The 22400-nt window shown below is 73.5% G+C and carries 16 protein-coding genes and 1 pseudogene; 14 read left to right on the top strand and 3 right to left on the bottom strand.

The features are described 5' to 3' along the window. Positions 1-240: 240 nt before the first annotated feature. The 3 genes from ABT354_RS14365 (at position 241) to pgfA (ending at position 3412) form a co-directional block, all read left to right on the top strand. Positions 241-2025, top strand: a complete 1785-nt coding sequence (locus ABT354_RS14365) for a lytic transglycosylase domain-containing protein (protein WP_351493268.1) — start codon at positions 241-243, stop codon at positions 2023-2025. A 281-nt stretch (positions 2026-2306) separates the two neighbouring features. Continuing rightward, entirely contained in the window at positions 2307-2444 is a 138-nt protein-coding gene (locus ABT354_RS14360; protein ID WP_351493266.1) for an SPW_0924 family protein, read from the top strand. Positions 2445-2452: 8 nt separating this feature from the next. Then, complete coding sequence (gene pgfA / locus ABT354_RS14355) at positions 2453-3412, top strand: cell envelope lipid trafficking protein PgfA (RefSeq protein WP_351493264.1); 960 nt, start codon at positions 2453-2455, stop codon at positions 3410-3412. A 91-nt stretch (positions 3413-3503) separates the two neighbouring features. On the opposite strand, the gene hrpB is transcribed toward pgfA, so the two are convergent. Beyond that, positions 3504-6065 carry an ATP-dependent helicase HrpB gene (gene hrpB / locus ABT354_RS14350; RefSeq protein ID WP_351493262.1) on the bottom strand — a complete coding sequence of 854 codons (2562 nt, stop codon included), beginning with the start codon at positions 6063-6065 and terminating at the stop codon, positions 3504-3506. A 248-nt stretch (positions 6066-6313) separates the two neighbouring features. Then, positions 6314-7153, bottom strand: a complete 840-nt coding sequence (locus ABT354_RS14345; protein ID WP_351493260.1) for a class I SAM-dependent methyltransferase — start codon at positions 7151-7153, stop codon at positions 6314-6316. Positions 7154-7543: 390 nt separating this feature from the next. Here ABT354_RS14345 and rpsA point away from each other — a divergent pair, with 390 nt between their 5' ends. The 4 genes from rpsA to ABT354_RS14325 all read left to right on the top strand — a co-directional run bounded on the left by rpsA (position 7544) and on the right by ABT354_RS14325 (position 11654). Then, complete coding sequence (gene rpsA, locus ABT354_RS14340) at positions 7544-9037, top strand: 30S ribosomal protein S1 (RefSeq protein ID WP_351493257.1); 1494 nt, start codon at positions 7544-7546, stop codon at positions 9035-9037. 453 nt (positions 9038-9490) lie between these two features. Further along, positions 9491-10429, top strand: coding sequence for a PAC2 family protein (locus ABT354_RS14335; RefSeq protein WP_351493669.1), 939 nt, complete (start codon positions 9491-9493; stop codon positions 10427-10429). A 73-nt stretch (positions 10430-10502) separates the two neighbouring features. Continuing rightward, entirely contained in the window at positions 10503-11126 is a 624-nt protein-coding gene (gene coaE, locus ABT354_RS14330; RefSeq protein ID WP_351493255.1) for a dephospho-CoA kinase, read from the top strand. Positions 11127-11285: 159 nt separating this feature from the next. Then, a complete protein-coding gene (locus ABT354_RS14325; protein WP_351493253.1) occupies positions 11286-11654 on the top strand; it encodes a DUF3592 domain-containing protein in 369 nt (122 codons plus the stop codon). 165 nt (positions 11655-11819) lie between these two features. On the opposite strand, the pseudogene ABT354_RS14320 reads toward ABT354_RS14325, so the two are convergent. After that, a pseudogene (locus ABT354_RS14320) lies at positions 11820-12095 on the bottom strand (DUF6343 family protein); the annotation flags it as partial. A 104-nt stretch (positions 12096-12199) separates the two neighbouring features. Here ABT354_RS14320 and ABT354_RS14315 point away from each other — a divergent pair. The 7 genes from ABT354_RS14315 (at position 12200) to ABT354_RS14285 (ending at position 21949) form a co-directional block, all read left to right on the top strand. Then, positions 12200-13153 carry an acyltransferase domain-containing protein gene (locus ABT354_RS14315; protein WP_351493249.1) on the top strand — a complete coding sequence of 318 codons (954 nt, stop codon included), beginning with the start codon at positions 12200-12202 and terminating at the stop codon, positions 13151-13153. 136 nt (positions 13154-13289) lie between these two features. After that, complete coding sequence (locus tag ABT354_RS14310; protein ID WP_351493246.1) at positions 13290-14333, top strand: slipin family protein; 1044 nt, start codon at positions 13290-13292, stop codon at positions 14331-14333. Between the two features lie 269 nt (positions 14334-14602). Then, positions 14603-17710, top strand: coding sequence for an SNF2-related protein (locus ABT354_RS14305; RefSeq protein ID WP_351493244.1), 3108 nt, complete (start codon positions 14603-14605; stop codon positions 17708-17710). Then, positions 17707-19143 carry an SWIM zinc finger family protein gene (locus ABT354_RS14300; RefSeq protein ID WP_351493241.1) on the top strand — a complete coding sequence of 479 codons (1437 nt, stop codon included), beginning with the start codon at positions 17707-17709 and terminating at the stop codon, positions 19141-19143. The genes ABT354_RS14305 and ABT354_RS14300 overlap by 4 nt, the downstream gene beginning before the upstream one ends. A 77-nt stretch (positions 19144-19220) precedes the next feature. Continuing rightward, positions 19221-19646 (top strand): hypothetical protein, encoded by a 426-nt coding sequence (locus ABT354_RS14295; RefSeq protein ID WP_351493239.1) that lies wholly within the window; start codon positions 19221-19223, stop codon positions 19644-19646. Between the two features lie 149 nt (positions 19647-19795). Then, positions 19796-21010, top strand: a complete 1215-nt coding sequence (locus ABT354_RS14290; protein WP_351493237.1) for a cytochrome P450 family protein — start codon at positions 19796-19798, stop codon at positions 21008-21010. Positions 21011-21217: 207 nt separating this feature from the next. Next, the gene (locus ABT354_RS14285; RefSeq protein WP_351493235.1) at positions 21218-21949 is read left to right on the top strand and encodes a DUF7873 family protein; all 732 of its coding nucleotides are present in this window, start codon (positions 21218-21220) and stop codon (positions 21947-21949) included. Positions 21950-22400: the final 451 nt, after the last annotated feature.

Genomic DNA, 22400 nt, shown 5'->3' with positions numbered 1-22400 from the left:
GGGCCCGCCGACGACCACCACCGCGGGCGGGGCACGGGCGGGGCTCCACCGCCGCCGGTGACCTCGGGACCGGGGAAACCGCCCGGCTCGGGGGGTTTCCGGTCCGTGAGATGGCGAACTGGTGAAAACCGGTCAGGGTGTGGTGTTCCCCGGCCGACAGGTGTCGTAGGGTCGCCAGAGATATTTCCGTTATCGCACTGGGGAGCGCGAACAGCCGCTTTCGGGGAGGGAAACAGACGTATGGCAGCGGAATTCAGCCGACGGCTGCGCAGGGGAGCGACGACCACGGCGGTGGCCGCTGCGGCTGTCGCGGCCCTCTCCGCCTCGCAGGCGCCCGGCATCACCCACGCGAACCTCGGGGGCGGCGGTGACGCAGGGCAGGGCGCCCCCGACGGGGAGCCCGGGAACGAGCCCGCGGCCACCGGCAATTCCCCCTACTACACCGACCTCCCGCCGCTGACCACCCCCGACAAGCCGGGAGCCAGCATCGACCTCCCCGCCCAGGGGAAGCCGGCGTCCGAGGCGGGCATACCCGCGACCATCCTGACCGCGTACAAGAACGCCGAGAAGACCGTCGCGGCCACCGACCCCGGCTGCCATGTGCCCTGGCAGCTGCTGGCCGCCATCGGCAAGGTGGAGTCCGGCCAGGCGCGCGGCGGACAGGTCACCGCCGACGGCACCACCCGCAGCCCCATCCTCGGCCCGGTCCTCAACGGCGTCGGCTTCGCCAATATCTCCGACACCGACAACGGCGCCTACGACGGCGACACCACCTACGACCGCGCCGTCGGCCCCATGCAGTTCATCCCCTCCACCTGGGCGACCTGGGGCCAGGACGCCAACGCCGACGGCCGCAAGGACCCCAACAACATCCACGACGCCGCGCTCGCCGCCGCCCGCTACCTCTGCGCCGGTGAGCGGGACCTGGACCGGCAGGCCGACCTCGACCGCGCCATCCTCAGCTACAACCAGTCGCGGGCCTATCTGCGGACCGTCCTCTCCTGGTTCGAGTACTACAAGAAGGGCACGCACTCCGTGCCCGACGGCACCGGCCAGCTGCCCTCCACCAACACCCCCGACAGCCCGGCCACCCGCCCCGACGGACCCACGATCCCGCCGAAGGCCGACCCGCCGGTCACCAAGCCGAAGCCCGGGGGCGGGGACAAGCCGACACAGCCGCCCACCAAGCCCCCGACGAAGCCGCCGACCAAGCCCACCGACCCGCCGACGAAGCCCCCGGCCGCGCCCACCGTGGAGCGGATCGAGAACACCGGCCCCGGCACCATCACCGCCGTCGCCGGCCAGGACTTCGCCGGGCGGATCATCCTCCGCGCCCAGGACACCAAGGGCCGCCCGGTCGCCCGGCAGGGCATCCGCTTCGAGATCATCGGGGCGACCGACGCCCGCTTCCCCGGCGACCGCACCACCGCCATCCGGACCACCGCCGCCGACGGCAAGGTCACCGCGCCGGTGCTCACCGCGGGCGAGAAGACCGAGGCGTTCACCGTGCGCGCCACCGTCGTCGGCCTCACGGTGGACCCGGTCGATGTCAACGCCCAGGTCACCGCCCGCACGGCGGACCAGCTGCTGCGCGTCGGCAACAAGCCGCTGACGGCCGTCACCGACGCCGAGTTCGCCGACCAGGTCAAGGTCAGGGCCACCCTGAAGGGCGCCGTCGCGGCCAAGGTCGGCGTCACCGCGACCCTGGTGAAGAAGGGCGAGGACAAGCCGCCCGCCAACGGCCCCTTCTTCAAGGGCGCCGACGGCAAGCCGCTGCGCAGCCTCACCGGTCTCACCACCGACGCCAAGGGTCTGCTCGAACTGCCGAAGATCTTCACCGACGGACAGGCCGGGACCTATGTCCTCCGCCTCACCGCCTTCGGCGCCGAGTCCATCTCCGTGGACCTGACCGTGAGCGCCGCGCCGACCTCCCGCCCGAGCACCCTCCCGACCAGCAGCGCCTCGCCCAGCGCGAGCACCAGCGCCTCGCCGAGCGCTTCGTCGAGCGCCTCGTCCCGCCGCTGACGCTCCGCCCGGCCCGTACCACCTGATACCGCCCCGCCGCCCACCCGGGCAGCGGGGCGGTCCCGCGTCCGGGCGCCCTCCCGCGTCCGCGTGCCATCCCGTACTCCGGCGGTCCCGTACCCCGGCGCGGCCCCGCTCCGGTGATCCCCTCCAGTGCTCCCGTCCGGTGACCCGGCCCTGCCCGGCGCACGGCTGTTCTCATCTCACGGCCCGATTGCTACGGTGCCCTGCCCCTGACGAGCCATCAGCTCCCAGGGAACCGGAGACCGGGAGGCCGAGCCATGCGCGCCCTAGCCGCCGCCGCTGTCGGACTGCTCGCCGCCGTCGCCCTCGTCCTCACCGTCACGGCCGTCGGCCCGCCCCAGGAGGACACCTCCCCCCGGCCCCTCCTCACCACCGTCCCCGGCCCCAAGAAGTAGGAGGGCCCATGCGCCGTCGCGCCTCCCTGGTGCTGCTCGCCCTCGCCGTCCTCTTCGCCACCCTCTCCCCGCTGCTGCGCTGGTACGCCTTTCCCCGCCTCGCCAAGGTCCCCCCGGGGCAGTACCAGGAGGTGGTGATGGAGGCACGGCCCGCCACCCTCCTCGACTACACCACCCTGCGCTCCCGCCGGGTGGAGAAGGTCACCATCGTCCAGACCCTCAAGGGCGATGTGGCCGCGTCCGAGCGGATCGAACGGACCACCGGCCGCGATGTCGTCGTCTGGGACGCCCTCGCCCATGTCCAGGGACCCGACGGCCGGATGATCTCCCAGATCCCCGAGCGCTACATCTTCGACGCCCATACCCAGGCACCCGTCCACGCCCCCGGCGAGAGCGTCGACGGAACCCCGGTCCGCCGCGACGGCATCGCCTTCAAATGGCCCTTCCTCACCGAACGCCGCGACTACCGCTACTTCGACGCCCAGACCCGCACCTCCGCCCCCATCCACTACCGGGGCACCCGCACCTTCCGCGGGCTGACCGTCTACTACTTCGAGCAGACCGTCCCCTGGACCAAGGTCCCCTACCCCCGGAAGATGCCCATCCCCGGCATCGACGCCACCACCCTGGAGAAGGGGACCGGCACCACCCGCTGGTACACCACCCGCCGCATGTTCTGGGTCGACCCCGTCACCGGGGCACCGGTCAACGGCGAGGAGATCCACCGGGAGGAACTGCGCGGCGGCACCCTGCTGGGCGGCCGGGACCGGGTCACCGTCTTCGCCGGCCATGTGAAGATGCGCCCCGACTATGTCGACCACACCGTCGACCTGGTGCGCTCCCAGCGCACCCTGGTCCTGCTGCTCACCACCCACCTGCCCCGGGCCTTCCTCCTCCTCGGCGCCACCCTGCTGGCCCTCTCCCTCCTCCTCGAAGCCCGCTCCCGCTCCCGCCCCCACTCCACCTGACCTTCCCCCCGGGGGGGGCTCCCCCCCCCCGCCCCCGCCCCCCTGTTTCCGTGGCTCGTCCCCGGTGGCCCCGCGTGGGCGGGGCGGTGCGTCAGGCGGGGCCGGAGGGGCGCTCCCTGGCCTGGCGGGCCTTGGTGTGGCGGGTCGGTTCCGCGGTCGAGGGGTCCTCGGGCCAGGGGTGCCGGGGGTAGCGCCCGCGCAGCTCGGAGCGGACCGCGCGATAGCCGTCCGCCCAGAAGGACGCCAGGTCGGCGGTGACCGCGACCGGTCTGCGGGCCGGGGAGAGGAGATGGACGAGGACCGGCACACCCGCGACCCGGGGGGTCTCCCGGAGCCCGAACATCTCCTGGAGCTTGACCGCGAGGACCGGGCGGCCGCCCCCGTACTCCAGCCGTATCCGGGACCCACTGGGCACCTCGATCCGCTCCGGCGCCAGCTCGTCCAGCCGGGCGGCCACACCGCCCGCCCAGGGCAGCAGTCGTCTCAGCGCCTCACCGGCGGAGACACGCCCCAGATCGGCCCGCCGCCGGGCACGGGACAGCTCCGGCTCCAGCCACTCGTCGGTGACCGCCAGCAGCCCCTCGTCGGAGACATCCGGCCAGGGCGGGCCCAGCTCCCGGTGGAGAAAGGCCAGCCGCTCCCGCAGCCCCCGGGCGTCGGCACTCCAGGAGAGGAGCCCGAGCCCCTCCTCCCGCAACCCCTCCACCAGGGCCGCCCGCAGCGCACCGGGGTCGGGCTCCCGCACCGGGCGGGAGGCCAGCTCGATCGCACCCAGCAGCTCCGTCCGGCGGGCGACCACATCGCCGTCCCGCCAGCCGACCTCGGTCCCGGAGCGCAGCAGATGGGCCGCCGCCGACCGGGCCGTCCCCTCGTCCACCACCGCCGCGAGCCGAACCCGGGCCGACGCGGCGTTCGCCGGGCGGTCCGCGACGGCGACCGCCAGCCAGCGGGCCCCCCGCAGCGGGGACCCGGCGCCCACCTCCGCCCCGGTGCCCGAGGCCATGAGGAACGCCCCCTCGCCCCGCGCCCGGGCCACCCGCTCGGGGAAGGCCAGCGCGGTGACCAGACCGACCACCGCGTCGTCCCCGAGGCCCCCGCCGCCGCCCGGGGCCGCCCCGCCGCCCATGTCCGGGCGGGGGAGTGCCCCGGCCAGTCTGCGGGCCTCCGCCCGCCAGCGTGCCGCATAGGCGTCACCGCCCCGCCGTGCCCGGCGCCAGGCCTCCGCCAGATCGTCCCCGTACTCGCGCGGCGGTTCCTCGGAGAGCAGGGCGACCACCGCGGCGGCCCGCTCCGCCCCGACCTCGGGCGCCGCGTCCAGCAGCGCCCTGGCCAGCCGTGGGTGGACCCCCATCCTGGACATCGCGAGCCCCCGCCCGGTGGCCCGCCCCTCCGTGTCCACCGCTCCGATCGCGGTCAGCACCGACCCCGCCGCCGCCATGGCTCCCGCCGGGGGCGCGTCCAGCAGGGCGAGCCCTGTCGCCGAGGGGTCGCCCCAGCAGGCCGCGCGCAGCGCGAAGGAGGTGAGGTCCGCGATCCTGATCTCGGGGGAGGGGAAGCGGGGCCGCCGGACGTCGTCCGCGGCCGGCCAGCACCGGTAGACCGTGCCGAACGCCTCCCGGCCCGCCCGGCCGAGCCGCTGGGCCGCCGCCGCCGCGGACACCGTCACCGTCGTCAGGGAGCCGAGCCCCCGGGCGTGGTCGACCCGTGGCTCACGGGCGAGGCCGCAGTCCACGACCACCCGGACCCCGGGCACGGTCAGGCTGGACTCCGCCACCGAGGTCGCCAGCACCACCCGGCGCCGACCGCCGCCGCCCCGGAGGACCGCGTCCTGGACCGCCGCCGGGGCCCGGCCGTGCAGTTGCAGCACCTCGGCGTCGACCCCGTCCAGCAGCCCCGCCGTCCGGGCGATCTCCCCGGTGCCGGGCAGGAAGCACAGGATGTCCCCGTCGTCCCGGTCGAGCGCGCCCCGCACCGTCGCCGCCACATGGCGCAGCAGCGCCGGGTCGACCCAGGTGCCGTGGGCGGGACGGATCCCGGCCGGCGGCGGGGCCTGGATCACCCGTGCGCCGTGGCCCTCGCCCCGGCCGGTCACCACGGGCGCAGGAGCGGTCCCGTCCAGCGAGGTCAGCAGCCGGGCCCAGGCGTCGGTGTCGCCGGTCGCGGAGGCGGCGATCACCCGCAGATCCGGCCGCAGGGTGGCCCGGACGTCCACCAGGAACGCCATCGCGGTGTCCGCGTCCAGATGGCGCTCATGGCACTCGTCCAGGAGCACCACATCGACCCCGGGCAGCTCCGGGTCGCGCTGGAGCCGCTGGAGGAGGACGCCGGTGGTGACCACCTCGACCCGGGTGGAGCGTCCCACCCGCCGCTCGCCCCGGACGGTGTAGCCGACGGCGTCCCCGGTCTCCTGTCCCAGCAGCCAGGCCATCCGGCGGGCGGCGGCCCGTACCGCCATCCGCCGGGGCTCGGCCACCAGCACCCGCGCGGCCGGCCGCTCCCCGGCCAGCCCGGCGAGGGCCAGGGGCACCAGCGTGGTCTTGCCGGTGCCGGGCGGCGCGGAGAGGACGGCCGTCCCGTGCCCGTCGAGCGCGGCGAAGAGCTCGGGCAGGGCCTCGCGTACCGGGAGACGGTCGAGTGCGTCGGTTCGGATCATGTGCCCAGTCTCGTACGCCGGGCCGGGCCCCGCGTCGACTGTTCCACAGCTTCGAAATGGTGATCGGTTTATATGACTAATGGGGTGGAGGGGAGGCGGGTCCCGTCCCGGCGGCCCGTCCCGGGGCCCCTCCCGTGCGCGGCCTGGGCCCGTCCGGACCCGCGCGGCCCGGCCCAGGGCCCGCACACGCAACGGCGGGGCCCCGGATCCCGCCGCGGCCCCGCCTCCGGCCCCCGTGGGCCCCGCCCTCAGTCCCGTTCGCAGACGAAGATCGCGGTCCCCGGGATCAGATGCCCCCGCAGCGGGGACCAGCCGCCCCACTCCTGGCTGTTCCAGGCGGGCCACTCCGGCTCCACCAGATCCACCAGCCGGAAGCCGCCCGCGACCACGTCCCGCACCCGGTCGCCGAGGGTCCGGTGGTGCTCCACATAGACCGCGCGGCCCCGCTCGTCCTGTTCCACGTACGGCGTCCGGTCGAAGTACGAGCCGGCCACGCTCAGCCCCTCCGGCCCCGGCTCGTCGGGGAAGGCCCAGCGGATGGGGTGGGTGACGGAGAAGACCCAGCGGCCCCCGGGCCGCAGCACCCGGCGCACCTCTCTGAAGACCGCCACCGGGTCGGCCACGAAGGGCACCGCCCCATAGGCGGAGCAGGCGAGGTCGAAGGAGCCGTCGCGGAAGGGGAGGGCCCCCGCGTCCGCCTCCACCAGCGGCAGTCCTTCCCCGATCCGCAGCGCGTGCTGGAGCTGCCGGTGGGAGAGGTCCAGCGCCACCGGCCGCGCGCCCTGCGCCGCCAGCCAGCGGGAGCACTGCGCGGCGCCCGCGCCGATCTCCAGTACGTCCAGGCCCTTCAGCGACGCGGCCGGCCCGAGGAGCCCCGCCTCCGCCTCGTCCAGGCCCTCCGGTCCCCAGACGAAACGGTCGTCCCCGAGGAAGGGGCCGTGCTCGCGCTGGTAGTCATCGGCGTTCCGGTCCCACCAGCTCCGGCTCGCCCGGCTGCTCTCGGTGGCGCCGGTGTCACGGCGGGTGGCCTCCGGCTCGTCCCCGGCCGTCGCGGGGGAGTCAGCGGCGTCCTTGATGTATTGGCTCATCTTCACCGTCGTTGTAGTTTGCGCTTCGGACGCATGGTGGCGTGAGCGGGTGGCCGAGGGTCTCGAAACGCCCTTCACGCGCAGGTGGTGCGCCGGAAATGGAACGATCCGCCCCGGGTGTGCGTCTTCGCGCATTGACCGTCTCCGGCTGCCCCCGTATGCTACAAGTTGCGCTGCGGGCCTGCGCGCCTCAGACAGAGCAGGCCGCGCTCGCATCTGTATGTATGTCCCCTCGGTTCACGAGGCGCCCTAGGGCGGATCGCTTCCGGTTCACCGGAAGTCCCCGCCGGCCGGTGTCTCCAAGGCTGTCCGGCTTCTTGCAGCTGCGATACGGGCTCTCGGCGTAGCAGTACCTACGACTTCAATGTCCGTACCGGAGCCCTTTCCCACATGACGAGCAGCACCGAGACCACCGCCACCACCCCGCAGGTTGCGGTCAACGACATCGGTAACGAGGAAGCCTTCCTCGCCGCGATCGACGAGACGATCAAGTACTTCAACGACGGCGACATCGTCGACGGCGTCATCGTGAAGGTCGACCGGGACGAGGTCCTGCTCGACATCGGTTACAAGACCGAAGGTGTCATCCCGAGCCGCGAGCTCTCGATCAAGCACGACGTCGACCCGAACGAGGTCGTCAAGGTCGGCGACGAGATCGAGGCCCTGGTTCTCCAGAAGGAGGACAAGGAAGGCCGCCTGATCCTCTCGAAGAAGCGTGCCCAGTACGAGCGCGCCTGGGGCACCATCGAGAAGATCAAGGAAGAGGACGGCATCGTCACCGGTACCGTCATCGAGGTCGTCAAGGGTGGTCTCATCCTCGACATCGGCCTCCGCGGCTTCCTCCCGGCCTCCCTGGTCGAGATGCGCCGTGTCCGCGACCTCCAGCCCTACGTGGGCAAGGAGCTCGAAGCCAAGATCATCGAGCTGGACAAGAACCGCAACAACGTGGTCCTGTCCCGCCGTGCCTGGCTGGAGCAGACCCAGTCCGAGGTCCGCCAGACGTTCCTCACGACCCTCCAGAAGGGTCAGGTCCGCTCCGGCGTCGTCTCCTCGATCGTCAACTTCGGTGCCTTCGTGGACCTGGGTGGCGTCGACGGTCTGGTCCACGTTTCCGAGCTGTCCTGGAAGCACATCGACCACCCGTCCGAGGTTGTCGAGGTCGGCCAGGAGGTCACCGTCGAGGTTCTCGACGTCGACATGGACCGCGAGCGTGTCTCCCTGTCGCTGAAGGCGACCCAGGAAGACCCGTGGCAGCAGTTCGCCCGGACCCACCAGATCGGCCAGGTCGTCCCCGGTAAGGTCACCAAGCTGGTTCCGTTCGGTGCGTTCGTCCGCGTGGACGAGGGCATCGAGGGTCTGGTCCACATCTCCGAGCTGGCCGAGCGCCACGTGGAGATCCCGGAGCAGGTCGTCCAGGTCAACGACGAGATCTTCGTCAAGGTCATCGACATCGACCTGGAGCGTCGCCGCATCAGCCTCTCGCTGAAGCAGGCCAACGAGTCCTTCGGTGCCGACCCGGCGTCGGTCGAGTTCGACCCGACCCTGTACGGCATGGCCGCGTCCTACGACGACCAGGGCAACTACATCTACCCCGAGGGCTTCGACCCGGAGACCAACGACTGGCTGCCGGGTTACGAGACCCAGCGCGAGGCGTGGGAGACCCAGTACGCCGAGGCGCAGACGCGCTTCGAGCAGCACCAGGCTCAGGTCATCAAGTCCCGCGAGGCCGACGAGGCCGCCGCTGCCGAGGGTGGCACCGCCGCTCCGGCCGCCGCGCCGACCGGTGGTTCCTACTCCTCGGAGTCGGACGACAACTCCGGCGCCCTGGCGTCGGACGAGGCGCTCGCCGCCCTCCGCGAGAAGCTGGCCGGCGGCCAGAGCTGACGCTCGACGCCACCAGCGGCTGACGGATAGCCACAGCTGAGGCCCGCTCCCCCTTGGGGGAGCGGGCCTCGGTCATGTCCGGGGCACGTCGCCGCCACGGCTGCGGCCCCGCTCCCTGGAGGCTCCGGTTCCACTCCGGCTTCCCTCCGGATCGGCTTTGGGGGGGGGCGGGGCAGACTGCACACGGCCGGGGACACCGGGCCACCCACCGCCGGAGATCCCCGGGCCACGCCCGTACCGCTGCACAGCACCGCACCACGCCGCACCGTCCTCGTCCCGCGCACCCATCACCTGGGGATACGGCGGACCCCTGCCCTCTCCGAGGGGGCGTGCCAGGGGTGTCCTCCTGGTGCTGATGGGTCGACAGGAATGCCTGTCCGCGTGGGTGACGGGAATGCCCGTCCGCCACCGCACGTTGTGGCGTAGTGAACACGAGGAGGAACGGTAATCGTGCTGGATGATCCGCAGGGCTTGTACGAATGGGAGCCGAAGGGGCTCGCGGTCGTCGACATGGCGCTCGCACAGGAGTCCGCCGGCCTGGTCATGCTGTACCACTTCGACGGATACATCGACGCGGGGGAGACCGGTGAGCAGATTGTCCGCAACCTCCTGGAAACCCTGCCCCACCAGGTGGTCGCCCGTTTCGACCACGACCGGCTCGTGGACTACCGGGCCCGCCGCCCGCTGCTGACCTTCCGGCGCGACCGCTGGACCGCGTACGAGACCCCGGGCATCGAGCTGCGGCTCGTCCAGGACGCGACCGGCGCCCCCTTCCTGCTGCTCTCCGGCCCGGAGCCCGATGTGGAGTGGGAGCGGTTCACCGCCGCCGTCACCCAGATAGTGGACCGGCTCAGGGTCCGCCTCGCGGTGAACTTCCATGGCATCCCCATGGGCGTACCGCACACCCGTCCCGTCGGTCTCACCCCGCACGGCAACCGCACCGATCTCATGCCGGGCCATCGCAGCCCCTTCGACGAGGCCCAGGTGCCCGGAAGCGCCGAGTCGCTGATCGAGTACCGGCTGATGGAGTCGGACCACGATGTCCTCGGTGTCGCCGCCCATGTGCCGCACTATGTCGCCCGCTCCGCCTACCCGGACGCCGCGCTGACCGCGCTGGAGGCCATCACCGCCGCCACCGGACTGGTGCTTCCCGGGGTCGCGCACGCCCTGCGCACCGAGGCCCACCGCACCCAGAACGAGATCGAGCGTCAGATCGGCGAGGGCGACGCCGAGCTGGTCGCCCTGGTGCAGGGCCTCGAGCACCAGTACGACGCGCTGGCGGGCGCCGAGACCCGGGGCAGCCTGGTCGCCGAACCGGCGGATCTGCCCTCGGCCGATGAGATCGGGCAGGAGTTCGAGCGCTTCCTCGCCGAACGGGAGGGCGACTCCTGAGCCCCGGTCACCGGAGACCTCAGGACCGCACCCCGGCGGCCGGGTCACCGGCCGGGCGGCTAGGCTGCGGCCCATGCTGTCCGTAGGACTGACCGGCGGAATCGGCGCCGGCAAGAGCGAGGTGTCCCGGCTGCTGGCGTCGTACGGCGCGGTGGTCATCGACGCGGACCGGATCGCCCGCGAGGTCGTCGAGCCCGGTACGCTGGGGCTCGCCGCCGTCGTGGACGCCTTCGGCCCCGCGATCCTCACCCCCGAGGGAAGTCTCGACCGGCCCGCTCTCGGCGCCGTCGTCTTCGCCGACCCCGAGCGGCTGGCCACGCTCAACGCCATCGTCCATCCGCTCGTGGGCGCGCGCTCCCAGGAACTGGAGGGCGCTGCGGGCCCCGACGCGATCGTCGTCCACGATGTTCCGCTGCTCACCGAGAACGGACTCGCCCCCCGCTACGACCTGGTCGTCGTGGTCGACGCCGACCCCGCGACCCAGCTGGGACGGCTGGTGGAGCTGCGCGGCATGACCGAGTCCGAAGCGCGGGCACGGATGGCGGCACAGGCCACCCGGGAGCAGCGGCGCGCCATCGCGGATCTCGTCATCGACAACGACGGCTCGCGTGAGGAGCTGGAGCGGCAGGTCCGGGAGGTCTGGGCGGAACTGGGCCGCCGGGCCGCCCCGGCCCCGGGAGCCGATGGGTCGGCATGACACCTGTTCCGGAACGACGCCTGTTCCGGAACGACGCCCGTTCCGGAACGACACCTGCGCCGGAATGTGTCGGCTCCGGGATGACGTCGGCTCCGGGGCGGCATCAGGCTTCCGTCAAGCCGCCCGCGCCGGTGCCCCGACGGCGCTAGCATCACGCCAGTGCAGATCGTTTTCGCCGTCTTCACCGCCCTGGGCGGGCTGGTGGCCGTGGTCGCGGGCCTCCATGGCCTGTACCGCACCCGGCGGGTGACCCGCTCCGGCCACTACGCCATCGCCCTGGTGAAGTCCCCGCCGCCGGGGGCCGAGCGCCCGTCGCTGGCGTATGAGACCCGGGACGGCCGGATCATGGAGATCGTCTCCCCGGTGCCGCTGCCCGCCGGGACGGATGTACGGCTCGCCTACGACCCGGACGATCCGCGCGAGGTCGTCGTCGCCGGACATGAACGGACCGGTGTGGACCGGGGATTCGTGGCCGCCGGTCTGGTGATAGCGGCGGTGGGTCTGCTGGTCGCGGTCCTGGGGGCCTAGGCCCGTCGGCCAGGGGATGCCGACGCGCCGGCGGGGTGTCAGGGCTGTCGGATGCGGGCCCCGGGCCCGTCAGGGGGAGGTGGGCCCGCCCTGCCCGGGGTCTTCGCCGTCACCCGGGGGATCTCTTCGTATCGTCCCTGGCCAGGGCGGGTTTCCGGACTCCGGAGGGCGGGGCGGCAGCGGCCGGTCATGGACCGGTTCATACGGAGGGATGTCCCGGCCCGGCTGGAAATGCGGCCCCTGCCGGATGTGGCGGACGACGATCACCAGATCGGCGAGGACGACCACCAGCAGCGCCCCGCAGAGCGCCGCCCAGCCCGGATGACCGGCGAGGGCGAAGAGCGCCGTACCCGCACTCGTCCACACCACACCCCATACACTCAGCCAGAACCGCATCCGCAGCGCGCTGCGCGCGGTGACGGGTTCACTTCCGGTGCGCATGGTCTCGCCTCCGCCTTCCAGGATGCCCCACGGGACCGGCCGGCCCCCGCACCGCAGGCCCGGCGGGGGGACGGGGCCGCCGGAATCACGGGAGGGGAAACCGGATGACCACCTTCGATATCGCACTGCCGGACCACGACGACCTCGCGGACGCGCTGATCGATCTCACCGTCCCCCATGAGGACATGGCCGAACTGCTCGCCGTCTCCGCCCGGACCAGGGCCGACCCCGGTCTGCGGCGGTTGCTGGCGGCGACGGCGGGCCGGCAGGTGGAGGGCATCGGCAGGATCTGCGGGGACTGGGAGGAGCACAGTCCGGAGCCCGACCTCGGCGAGGGCGCGTACGGTGCCGAAGGCGCCCCGGGGGACGCGCTGCGGCGCTACTTCCCGGTGTGTGTGCTGGTCGCGATGCTCCCGTACATCCGGGCCCACCACCGGGAGAGGTCCGTGCCCGAGGCGGTTTCCCGCCGCACGCTGGCCGATCTCGGCCGTCATATGGCGCTGCACCGGAGGCGTCATGGTACGGGTGGACTGGACCACCCCGGCTGGCCCGCGCTCCACTTCCGGGGCGAGCTGTACCAGCTGGGACGGCTCCAGTTCCAGCCCACCCGGCTCGAGGAGCGCATGGCGAACGGGCTGCGGTCGATCGGGGAGCCCTACGGCCCGGACGACTCCGTGCTGGATCTGCACATCCCCGACTTCCTCGGCCCGTTCACCCCCGACGCCTGTGACCGGGCGTTCAAGGCGGCGGAGACCTTCTTCGCCCGGTGCTTCCCCGAAGCGTCCTATCCCCTGCTGACCTGCCACTCCTGGCTGCTCGATCCCCAGCTCGCCGAGGTGCTGCCCGAGCGTTCCAATATCCGGCGCTTCCAGGAACGCTTCTCCGTGCACGGGGAGTGGACCGAGCCCGCAGACTCCGCGGTCATCGGCTTCGTCTTCGGTGACCCGGAACTCCCCGTGGAAACGCTGCCGCGCCGCACCTCCCTGGAACGCGCGATCGGGGACCATCTGCGCTCCGGCGGGCACTGGTACGTCGGCCACGGCTGGCTCCGCCGCTGACCCCCGGTCCGGCCCCCGTCCGAGGGGGCCGGACCCGGCAGAGTGTCGGCCATGTCGGCCATACCTGGTCGTACGGGGTGCCGCGGGCATACCGTGGTAGGGAGTGGTCGGCTCGGACGCAAGGGGGTGCCCCCCGATGGTCGAGGCGCTGGTGACTGCGGGTGTGGCCCTGATCGTGGCGCTGGTGGTGTACTCGCTGGCCGCCGCCAGGGTCGTCAAGCAGTTCGAACGGGGTGTGGTCTTCCGGCTCGGCCGGCTGCACGGCGAGGCCCGGGGCCCCGGATTCACCATGGTCGTTCCGGTGGTGGACCGGATGCGCAAGGTCAATATGCAGGTCGTGACGATGCCGGTACCGGCCCAGGAGGGCATCACCCGGGACAATGTCACCGTACGTGTCGACGCCGTCGTCTACTTCCGGGTGGTGGACGCACCCGAGGCGATCATCGCGGTGGAGGACTACCGGTTCGCGGTCTCGCAGATGGCCCAGACCTCGCTGCGTTCGATCATCGGCAAGAGCGATCTCGATGATCTCCTCTCCAACCGGGAGAAGCTCAACCAGGGGCTGGAGCTGATGATCGACAGCCCGGCCATGGGGTGGGGTGTGCAGATCGACCGGGTCGAGATCAAGGATGTGTCGCTGCCCGAGACCATGAAACGGTCGATGGCCCGGCAGGCGGAGGCCGACCGTGAGCGCCGGGCGCGCGTGATCAACGCGGACGCGGAGCTCCAGGCGTCGAAGAAGCTGGCACAGGCGGCGGGGGAGATGTCCAAGGAGCCCGCCGCGCTCCAGCTCCGGCTGTTGCAGACGGTGGTGGCGGTGGCCGCGGAGAAGAACTCCACCCTGGTGCTGCCCTTCCCGGTGGAGTTGCTGCGTTTCCTGGAACGGGCACAGCAGACCCCGGTCGCCGCCCCGGAGGCGCGGCCCGCCCAACCGGCCGTGCGGGAGCCGGAGCGGACCCCTCCGATCGAGCCGGCCGAGCGAAGCACCCCGATCGAGCGGCCCGAGCTGACGGAGCTGACCGAGGGCGACGAAGGAAACCGGGGGTCCGGACCGCCCGGAGGCGCTGGGGCCGTACCACCGGACGGGGCGGGCTCTCCCGCCCCGGCGCCGGACGGGCCCGACTCCGCCGCCCGGCCGGTGGCCGACGACCCCATCGGGCCGGAACAGGCGCCCGGATGACCCCCTCGCCCCGACCCTCCCGTACCCCACCCGGCGCCCCCTTCCGTGCCCGGGCGCTCCCTGTGCCGCCCGCCACCCCCACCGCTCCGACCAGGAGGGACGGGCGCCCGAGCCGCGTTGTCAGACCCCCGTCGTAGGCTCGTGGAGCAAGGAAGTCGTGGAGCGGGGAAGCGGTACGCGGGTACGAGGCCGTCGGCCATCGGAGCCGTCCGGCCGCGCCCCCCCCACGGCCGGTCGGCACCGGGACCACAGGGAGGGAGGCGACCGCGATGACAGCCGGGACCCCGGACACGCCATACCCTCCGTACTCCTGTGCGGCCGTCTTCCTCCCCGCCGATCCGCCCCGCCGGGGCCGGATCGCCTTCTGGCACCCCGATGGCACCGCGCCGCCCGGCGCCCTGGACACGATCACCGTCGTGGCCGCCCCGCGGCCGGAGCCCCCGCCCGGCACCCGTCCGCCGTCCGCCCCGGCCGCCCCCGACCTCGAACCCGCACCCGCACCCGCACCCGCCGGGCACCGGACCGTGCCCGCCGTCGTCCTCCCCGTCGCCGAGGCCCTGCCCGCCCTGATCCGGGCCCGGCACCACCCTGCCGCCCACCCCGCCGCGGCCTGCTGGGGGGCCGCCGTACTGCACGCGCTCCATCTCGTGGCGCGCGGCCGGCTGCTGCCCGGACTCACCCCCACCGACCACGACACCTGGCGGGCGGGGCCGCTCGACGCCGATGACATCGCCCAGCTGCGGGCGATCGCCGCCGCCATGCCGTACGAGGCGTACGCCACACCCGTCCCCGGGCCGGCCGCCGTGCTGCTGCCCGAGCCGGAGGCGCTGGTACGGGCGTTGTTCGACGTGGTCGCCGACAGCATGCCGCGCACCCCGGCCGCGGCGCACGCGGCGGGGGAGCCGTTCGCCGCCGCCGAGCCGAGGCGGCTGCCCGCCCTGCGCGCCTGGGCCGCCGACGCGTCGGCGGCGATGGACGCGGGGGTCCGGGTCTCGCTCCGGCTGGACCTCTCGGCCTTCCGGCTCTTCGACAGCGAGCCCACCGAGCCCGAGTCCGCTGATCCCATCGGGCCGTCCGATCCCGCCGGGGCGGTCCCGGTCGCCGGAGCGGTCCATGACGCGGGGGCCGCCGTCGTCCAGGTCCACAGCCTCGCCGACCCCACCCTCGTGGTGGACGCCGCCCGGCTCTGGGCGGGGGAGGCGCCGGGGTTCGGGCCGCGTGCCCGGATCGACACCGTGCTCGCCCTGCGCCGGGCGGCGCGGGTCTGGCCCCCGCTCGCCCGGCTGCTGGAGCGGGCGGCGCCGGATGTGCTGGCGCTCACCGAGGACGAGCTGACCGAGCTGCTCGGTCCCGGCGCGGCCCGGCTCGCCGATGCCGGGGTCAGCGTCCACTGGCCGCGTGAGCTGGCCCGTTCCCTGACCGCCCGGGCCGCCGTCCGTCCCGCCCCGGGCTCCGCCACCGACGGCACCCCCTTCTTCGAAAGCCAGGATCTGCTGGCCTTCCACTGGCAGCTCGCCCTCGACGGGGATCCGCTGACGGAGAGCGAGATGGATGTCCTGGCGGAGTCCCACCGCCCCGTCGTCCGGCTGCGGGACAGCTGGGTGGTGGTCGATCCCGCACTGGTCCGCAAGGCCCGGAAGCGGGAGCTGGGTCTGCTGAGCCCCGTCGACGCCCTCGCCGCGGTGCTCGGCGGCACCACCGAGGTCGACGGCGAGACGGTCGAGGCCGTGCCCACCGGGGCCCTCGCCGAACTCCGGGACCGGCTGACCAGCGGCGCCCTCCCGATGGCCCCGCCCGCCGGGCTGGCCACCACCCTGCGCGACTACCAGGCGCGCGGGCTCGCCTGGCTGGACCTGATGACCTCACTGGGCCTGGGCGGCTGCCTCGCCGACGACATGGGTCTCGGCAAGACGGTCACGGTGATCGCCCTCCACCTCCACCGCGCCCGGCCCGAGCCGACCCTGGTCGTCTGCCCCGCCTCCCTGCTGGGCAACTGGCAGCGGGAGATCGCCCGGTTCGCCCCCGGGGTGCCGGTCCGGCGCTTCCACGGCGCCGACCGCTCCCTCCCCGGCGACCCCATCCCCACCGATGACACCGCCACCGACAACACCGACAACACCGACAACGCAGACACCACCGACACCGACGAGGTCGGCACCGGCGGGAGCGGCGGCTTCGTCCTCACCACCTATGGCACCCTCCGGGGCCGCGCCGAGCGCCTCGCCGGACAGCGCTGGGGGATGGTGATCGCCGACGAGGCCCAGCACGTCAAGAACCCCCGCTCCGCCACCGCCCGAGCACTGCGCGCCGTTCCCGCGCCCGCCCGGGTCGCGCTCACCGGCACCCCCGTCGAGAACAACCTCTCCGAGCTGTGGGCCCTGCTGGACTGGACGACGCCCGGTCTGCTGGGCCCCCTGAAGACCTTCCGGGCCCGCCATGCCCGCGCGGTGGAGCTGGGCGAGGACCCCGAGGCCGCCGAGCGGCTCGCCCGGCTGGTCCGGCCGTTCCTGCTGCGGCGCCGCAAGTCCGACCCGGGGATCGTCCCCGAGCTGCCGCCGAAGACCGAGTCCGACCACCCCGTCCCCCTCACTCGGGAACAGGCCGTGCTGTACGAGGCGGTGGTCCGCGAGGCGATGGCCACCATCGAGGGGGCGGCGGGCATGGCCCGCCGGGGGCTGGTGATGAAGCTGCTCACCGATCTCAAGCAGATCTGCAACCACCCCGCCCAGTTCCTCAAGGAACAGCCGCCCCGCGAGCGTGCCTCCGGACGCCCCCGGACCCGCTCGGGCTCCGCCACGGCCCCGGCCTCCGCCGTCCCGCGCGCACCCGGCCCCCGGATCGCCGGCCGCTCCGGCAAGCTCGCCCTTCTCGACGAACTGCTGACGACCATCCTGGCGGAGGACGGCTCGGTCCTTGTCTTCACCCAGTACGTCACCATGGCCCGGCTGCTCGTACGGCATCTCACCACCCGGGGGATCCCCTGCCAGCTCCTCCATGGCGGGACCCCGGTGGCCGAGCGGGAGCGGATGGTGGACCGCTTCCAGTCCGGTGGCGTCCCCGTCTTCGTCCTCTCGCTCAAGGCGGCCGGCACCGGGCTCAACCTCACCCGGGCGGGCCATGTCGTCCACTACGACCGCTGGTGGAACCCGGCCGTGGAGGAGCAGGCGACCGACCGGGCGTACCGCATCGGCCAGACCCGCCCGGTCCAGGTGCACCGGCTGATCACGGAGGGCACCGTGGAGGACCGGATCGCCGGGCTGCTCGCCGCCAAGAAGGCCCTGGCCGACGCGGTCCTCGGCGGCGGGGAGACGGCGCTGACCGAGCTGACCGACCGTGAGCTGGCCGATCTTGTCTCGCTGAGGAGGGGGCCGGGATGACCCCGCCGCCGGACCGCACCGACGACCGCCTTCCGGGCCAGGACGCCGGGGCCGTCCCCCGCCGTTCCCCCGGCGTCCGGGAGCGCGTCCGGCACACCGGCCGGGCCACCCGGGCCGCCCGGCCGGACGACCGGCGCCGCACCTTCCTCGCGCCGCCTCCCTTCGAAGACATAGAAGGCACGGAAGACACAGAGGGCACAGAAAGCGCGGGCGGCGCAGGCGGCACAGACAACACGGGCGGCAGCGGCGGCCCGGGCGCGGCCACCACCTGGTGGGGACATGCCTGGGTGGAGGCGCTGGAGAAGGCCGCGCTCGACCCCGCCCGGCTCGGCCGGGGCCGGCGATACGCGGCCCGGGGCCGGGTCGCCGCCGTCACCGTCACCCCGGGCCGGATCACCGCCTCCGTCCAGGGCGGCCGGGCCCGCCCGTACCGCACCGAGATCCGGCTGCGGACCCTCTCCGACGAGAGCTGGGAGCTGCTGCTGGCCACCGCCGCCGCCCGCCCCGAGCACATCGCCGCCCTGCTCGACAAGGACGTACCCCGTGAGCTGGCCGAGGTGGCGGAGCTGCTGCCCACGGCGGGCGATCTCGTCCCCGACTGCTCCTGCCCCGACGACGGCTACCCCTGCAAGCACGCGGCGGCCCTCTGCTACCAGGCGGCGCGGCTGCTGGACGAGGACCCCTTCGTCCTCTTCCTGATGCGGGGCCGGAGCGAGCACGACATCCTCGCGGAGCTGACCCGCCGTCATGCGGACCACCCCGCTCCGCCACCGGCCGGGCCACCGCCCGCCACGGTCCCGGCGCACACCGCGTCGGCGCCGCGCCGACTGCCCCCGCTGCCGCCCCCGTTCCCCCCGCCGGAGCGCCCCGGCCGGCCTCCCTCGTACCCCCATGCTCCCGGCGCGCCCGACCCGATGGCGCTGGATCTGCTGGCCGGTGAGTCCGCCGTGCGGGCCCATGCCCTGCTCGCCGAGGGCACCGACCCGGTCGCCGGGCTGAGCGTCCACGAGGACGCGGTCCGGCTGGCCGCCGCCCATCCGGGTTCCGGGCTGACCGCCTCCACCCGCGCCCTCTACCGCGATCTCGCCGGGGCCACCGGCCGTACCCCGACCGAGCTGGCGCGCGCGGTCGCGGCCTGGCGGCAGGGCGGGCGGGCCGCCCTCGCCGTGCTGGAGGAGGCGTGGGACCCGCCCGCGGGCCCCTTCGACCGGGCCAGGCCCGCACTCATCGCCGCCCGGCTCCCGGGCGCCGCCGAGCGGACCGCCCTCCGCCCCTGGCGCAACCGCCTCTCCGGCGACCGCCATCAGCTCCGGCTGGGCCGCGACGGCCTCTGGTACGGGTACGAGTCAGAGCCCGGCGCGGAGGACTGGTGGCCGCGCGGGAGCCCCGGCCCGGATCCCTGTGCCGTACTCGCCGCCCTCCTCGGCGGATGACCGCTACCCTCGGGGGACCCGGGGAGGGCAGGAAAGCCCCGCCGGGGCAGGCCCGTCGCCTATCCGTAGGAGGCCCAGTGGAAGCCGAGTTGGTGGCTCTGGCGACGGCCGGGGCGGCGGCGTTGGTCCAGCAGATGATCCAGGAGAGCTGGGGTCCCGCCCGGGACCGGCTGGCCCGGTTCTTCTCCCGGGGCGGGGCCGATCCCGACGGTGTCACCGCCGAGCTGGAGACCTCCCGCGCCGAACTGCTGGGCGCCCGGCGGACCGAGGACGACGGGGCCGCCGCCGATGTGCTGGCCGAGTGGCGGATCAGAATGCGCCGCACCCTCCAGGCCGACCCCCGGGCCGCCGCCGAACTGCGCGCGCTGCTGGACGAGATGGCCCCCGGTTCCGCCGCCGCCCCGGTCGTCACCCAGAACACCATCACCGGCGGCGTCCAGCACGGCACGGTCGTCCAGGCGGGTGTCATCGGCGAACTCCGCCTCGGGGGTCCGAACCCCTGAGCCCCCGCCGGGTGTTCGCCCCGCACGGGCCGCGGCCGGCCGCAGGGCGCCGCCTCTCGGCCGCGCCCCTCCTCCCTCGTCAGCGGCTCGTCGCGCGGCACGCGCGCACGGTGGGCGGCGGGCGCCCTCCCGCTGTCTAGGGTGACCGCATGACGCACGAAGACCCCACGCGTGAGCTGCTGGACGACCCGTACACGGTCTACGACCGCCTGCGGACCTCCGCCCCCGTCCACCGGATCACCGGGCCCGACGGGCTGCCCGTCTGGATCGTCACCCGGTACGACGACGTCCGGCAGGGACTCGCCGACCCCCGGCTCTCCCTGGACAAACGCCATGCGCTGCCGGGCAACTACCGGGGTTTCAGCCTGCCGCCCGCGCTGGACGCCAATCTGCTCAACATGGATCCGCCCGACCACACCCGTATCCGCAGACTCGTCACCCGTGCCTTCACCGCCCGCCGGATCGAGGAGCTGCGGAAACCGGTCCGGCGGACCGCCGATGAGCTGCTGGACGCCATGGCGGAGCACGGCCGCGCGGATCTGATCACCGCCTACGCCGCGCCGCTGCCCATCATCGTCATCTGTGAACTGCTCGGTGTGCCCGAGTACTCCCGGCAGGACTTCCGGGAGTGGTCCGACGCCATGCTGCTGCCCGACCCGGCCCATCCGCAGCGGGCCAGGGACGGGGTCGCCCGGCTGCTGGCCTTCTTCTCGGACCTGCTGGCACACAAGCGCGAACGCCCCGGTGACGACCTGGTCTCGGCGCTGATCGCGGTCCGGGAGGAGCGGGACGGGCGGGAGGACGGCGGTGGACGGCCGGACGACCGGCTCACCGAGGACGAGCTGATCTCCCTGGTCTTCCTGATCCTGCTGGCCGGGTACGAGAACACCGTCCAGCTCATCGGCAACGCCGTGCACGCCCTGCTCCGCAGCCCCGGCCAGCTCGAACTGCTCCGCTCCGAACCGGGCAGGATCGCGGGCGCGGTGGAGGAGCTGGCCCGTTACGAGAGCCCGGCCCAGCTCGCCATCCGCCGTTTCCCGCTGGAGGACCTCACCATCGGCACCACCAGGGTCCCGGCGGGGGAGACGGTCCTGCTCTGTCTGGGCGCGGCCAACCGCGACCCCGGGCGGTTCCCCGACCCGGAGCGGCTCGATCTCCGCCGGGACGCCACCGGCCATCTCTCCCTCGGCCATGGCATCCACTACTGTCTGGGCGCCCCCCTGGCGCGGCTGGAGACCGAGGTGGCGCTGGGCGCGCTCCTGGAGCGCTTTCCCCGGCTGGCGCTGGACGTTCCCGAGAGCGAGCTGCGCCGACGGCCGTCGATCCGGGCCCGGGGGCTGATCGCCCTTCCCGTCCGCTACTGACCCACTCGCTGACCGACCCACTCGCTGATCGGCCCACTCGATGGGGTGAAGGGGGCGGGGCCGAGGGGACGCCGGAGCCGCCGGGGTCCGCACCCCGCCCTCCGGCCCGTCCCGGTACCCCGCCCTCGCCCCCTCCAGCTGCCCCGCCCTCCGGCCCGTCCCGGTAATTCGTTCGAACGGCCGCGCGAGCGCTGCTACTTTGACGGCGTGGCGAAACTGAATCAGATCATCGCGGTCGAGAAAGGCGTCAAGACCAAGGCGCACCAGGAACTCGCGAGCACGCACCACCAGCTCCAGAAGCCCGCGCTGCTCGCCGGCATCGCGCGGACGTACCAGCCGAAGGACGAGGAGGGCGAGCAGCTGCCGCCCGAGTCGACCCGGGTCCAGGTGAAGGCCGAGGATGTGCTGCGTACCGCCGCGAAGTCCCTGACGAGGCTGTTCGATGTCACCGCCACCAAGGACTGGGCCAACTGCACCGCGCGGGCCGATGTGTCCGTGGACGGACGGGTGCTGGTCGCCGATGTGCCCGTCGGCTATCTCCTCTTCCTGGAGAAGCAGCTGACGGAGATCACCTCGCTGATCCGGAAGCTCCCGGTGCTGGACGCATCCGAGTCCTGGACCCAGGATCCGTCCACCGACGCGTGGAAGACCGAGGCGGTCCGGACCGTACGGACGAAGAAGGTCCCCCGCAACCATGTGAAGGCGGAGGCGACCGAGAAGCACCCGGCCCAGGTCGAGGTGTACTACGAGGACATCCCGGTCGGTTACTGGACGACGGTGAAGTTCTCCGGCGCGCTGCCCGCCCGCCGGGTGAACGAGCTGCTGGAGCGGGTGGAGCGACTTCAGCAGGCCGTGAAGTACGCCCGCGAGGAGGCCAATGGCGGGGAGGTCGCCGACCAGCGGGTCGGTGACGCGGTTTTCGGTTACCTGTTCGGCTGACGGGTAGCCTGTGAGGATCCCCGGCCGCGGGAAAAGCGGGCGGGGTGCGCGAGGAGCGCAAGCTGAAGCTGAGGCTTGTCGTGATCGGTGCGGTTCCGGTGGAGGTTCGAGTCCTCCTCGCGGTCTCGGGATACCCCGGGCCGCGGTGGCCCAACACTGGCAGAGGCGACCGCAGTCAGACTCAGACTATTGCTCCAGACTCAGTATGCGCCACCGATCGCCCGATCGAATGAACCGGGCCACGGGACGTCGAAATGCCGGTTCAAGTCCGGCCCGCGCAGCTCGATGCGCGGTGGTCCAAAGGCAGGACGCGGCGACATGAGGACTGACCCGGTTCTCGAACGATCGGGCGTGCGAAGAGCGGTGGCACCAAAGGACCCGGGGGTCGGCTACGCCCCCGGGTCCACTTATGTCCGTCCGGTGTCCGTCCGGTCGCTTCACGGTGCTCGCT

The organism is Streptomyces sp. NPDC000594 (assembly GCF_040299965.1).
Classification (GTDB): domain Bacteria; phylum Actinomycetota; class Actinomycetes; order Streptomycetales; family Streptomycetaceae; genus Streptomyces.
Note: the sequence above shows the minus strand (reverse complement) of the source record. Positions and strands in the feature narration are given on the sequence as shown.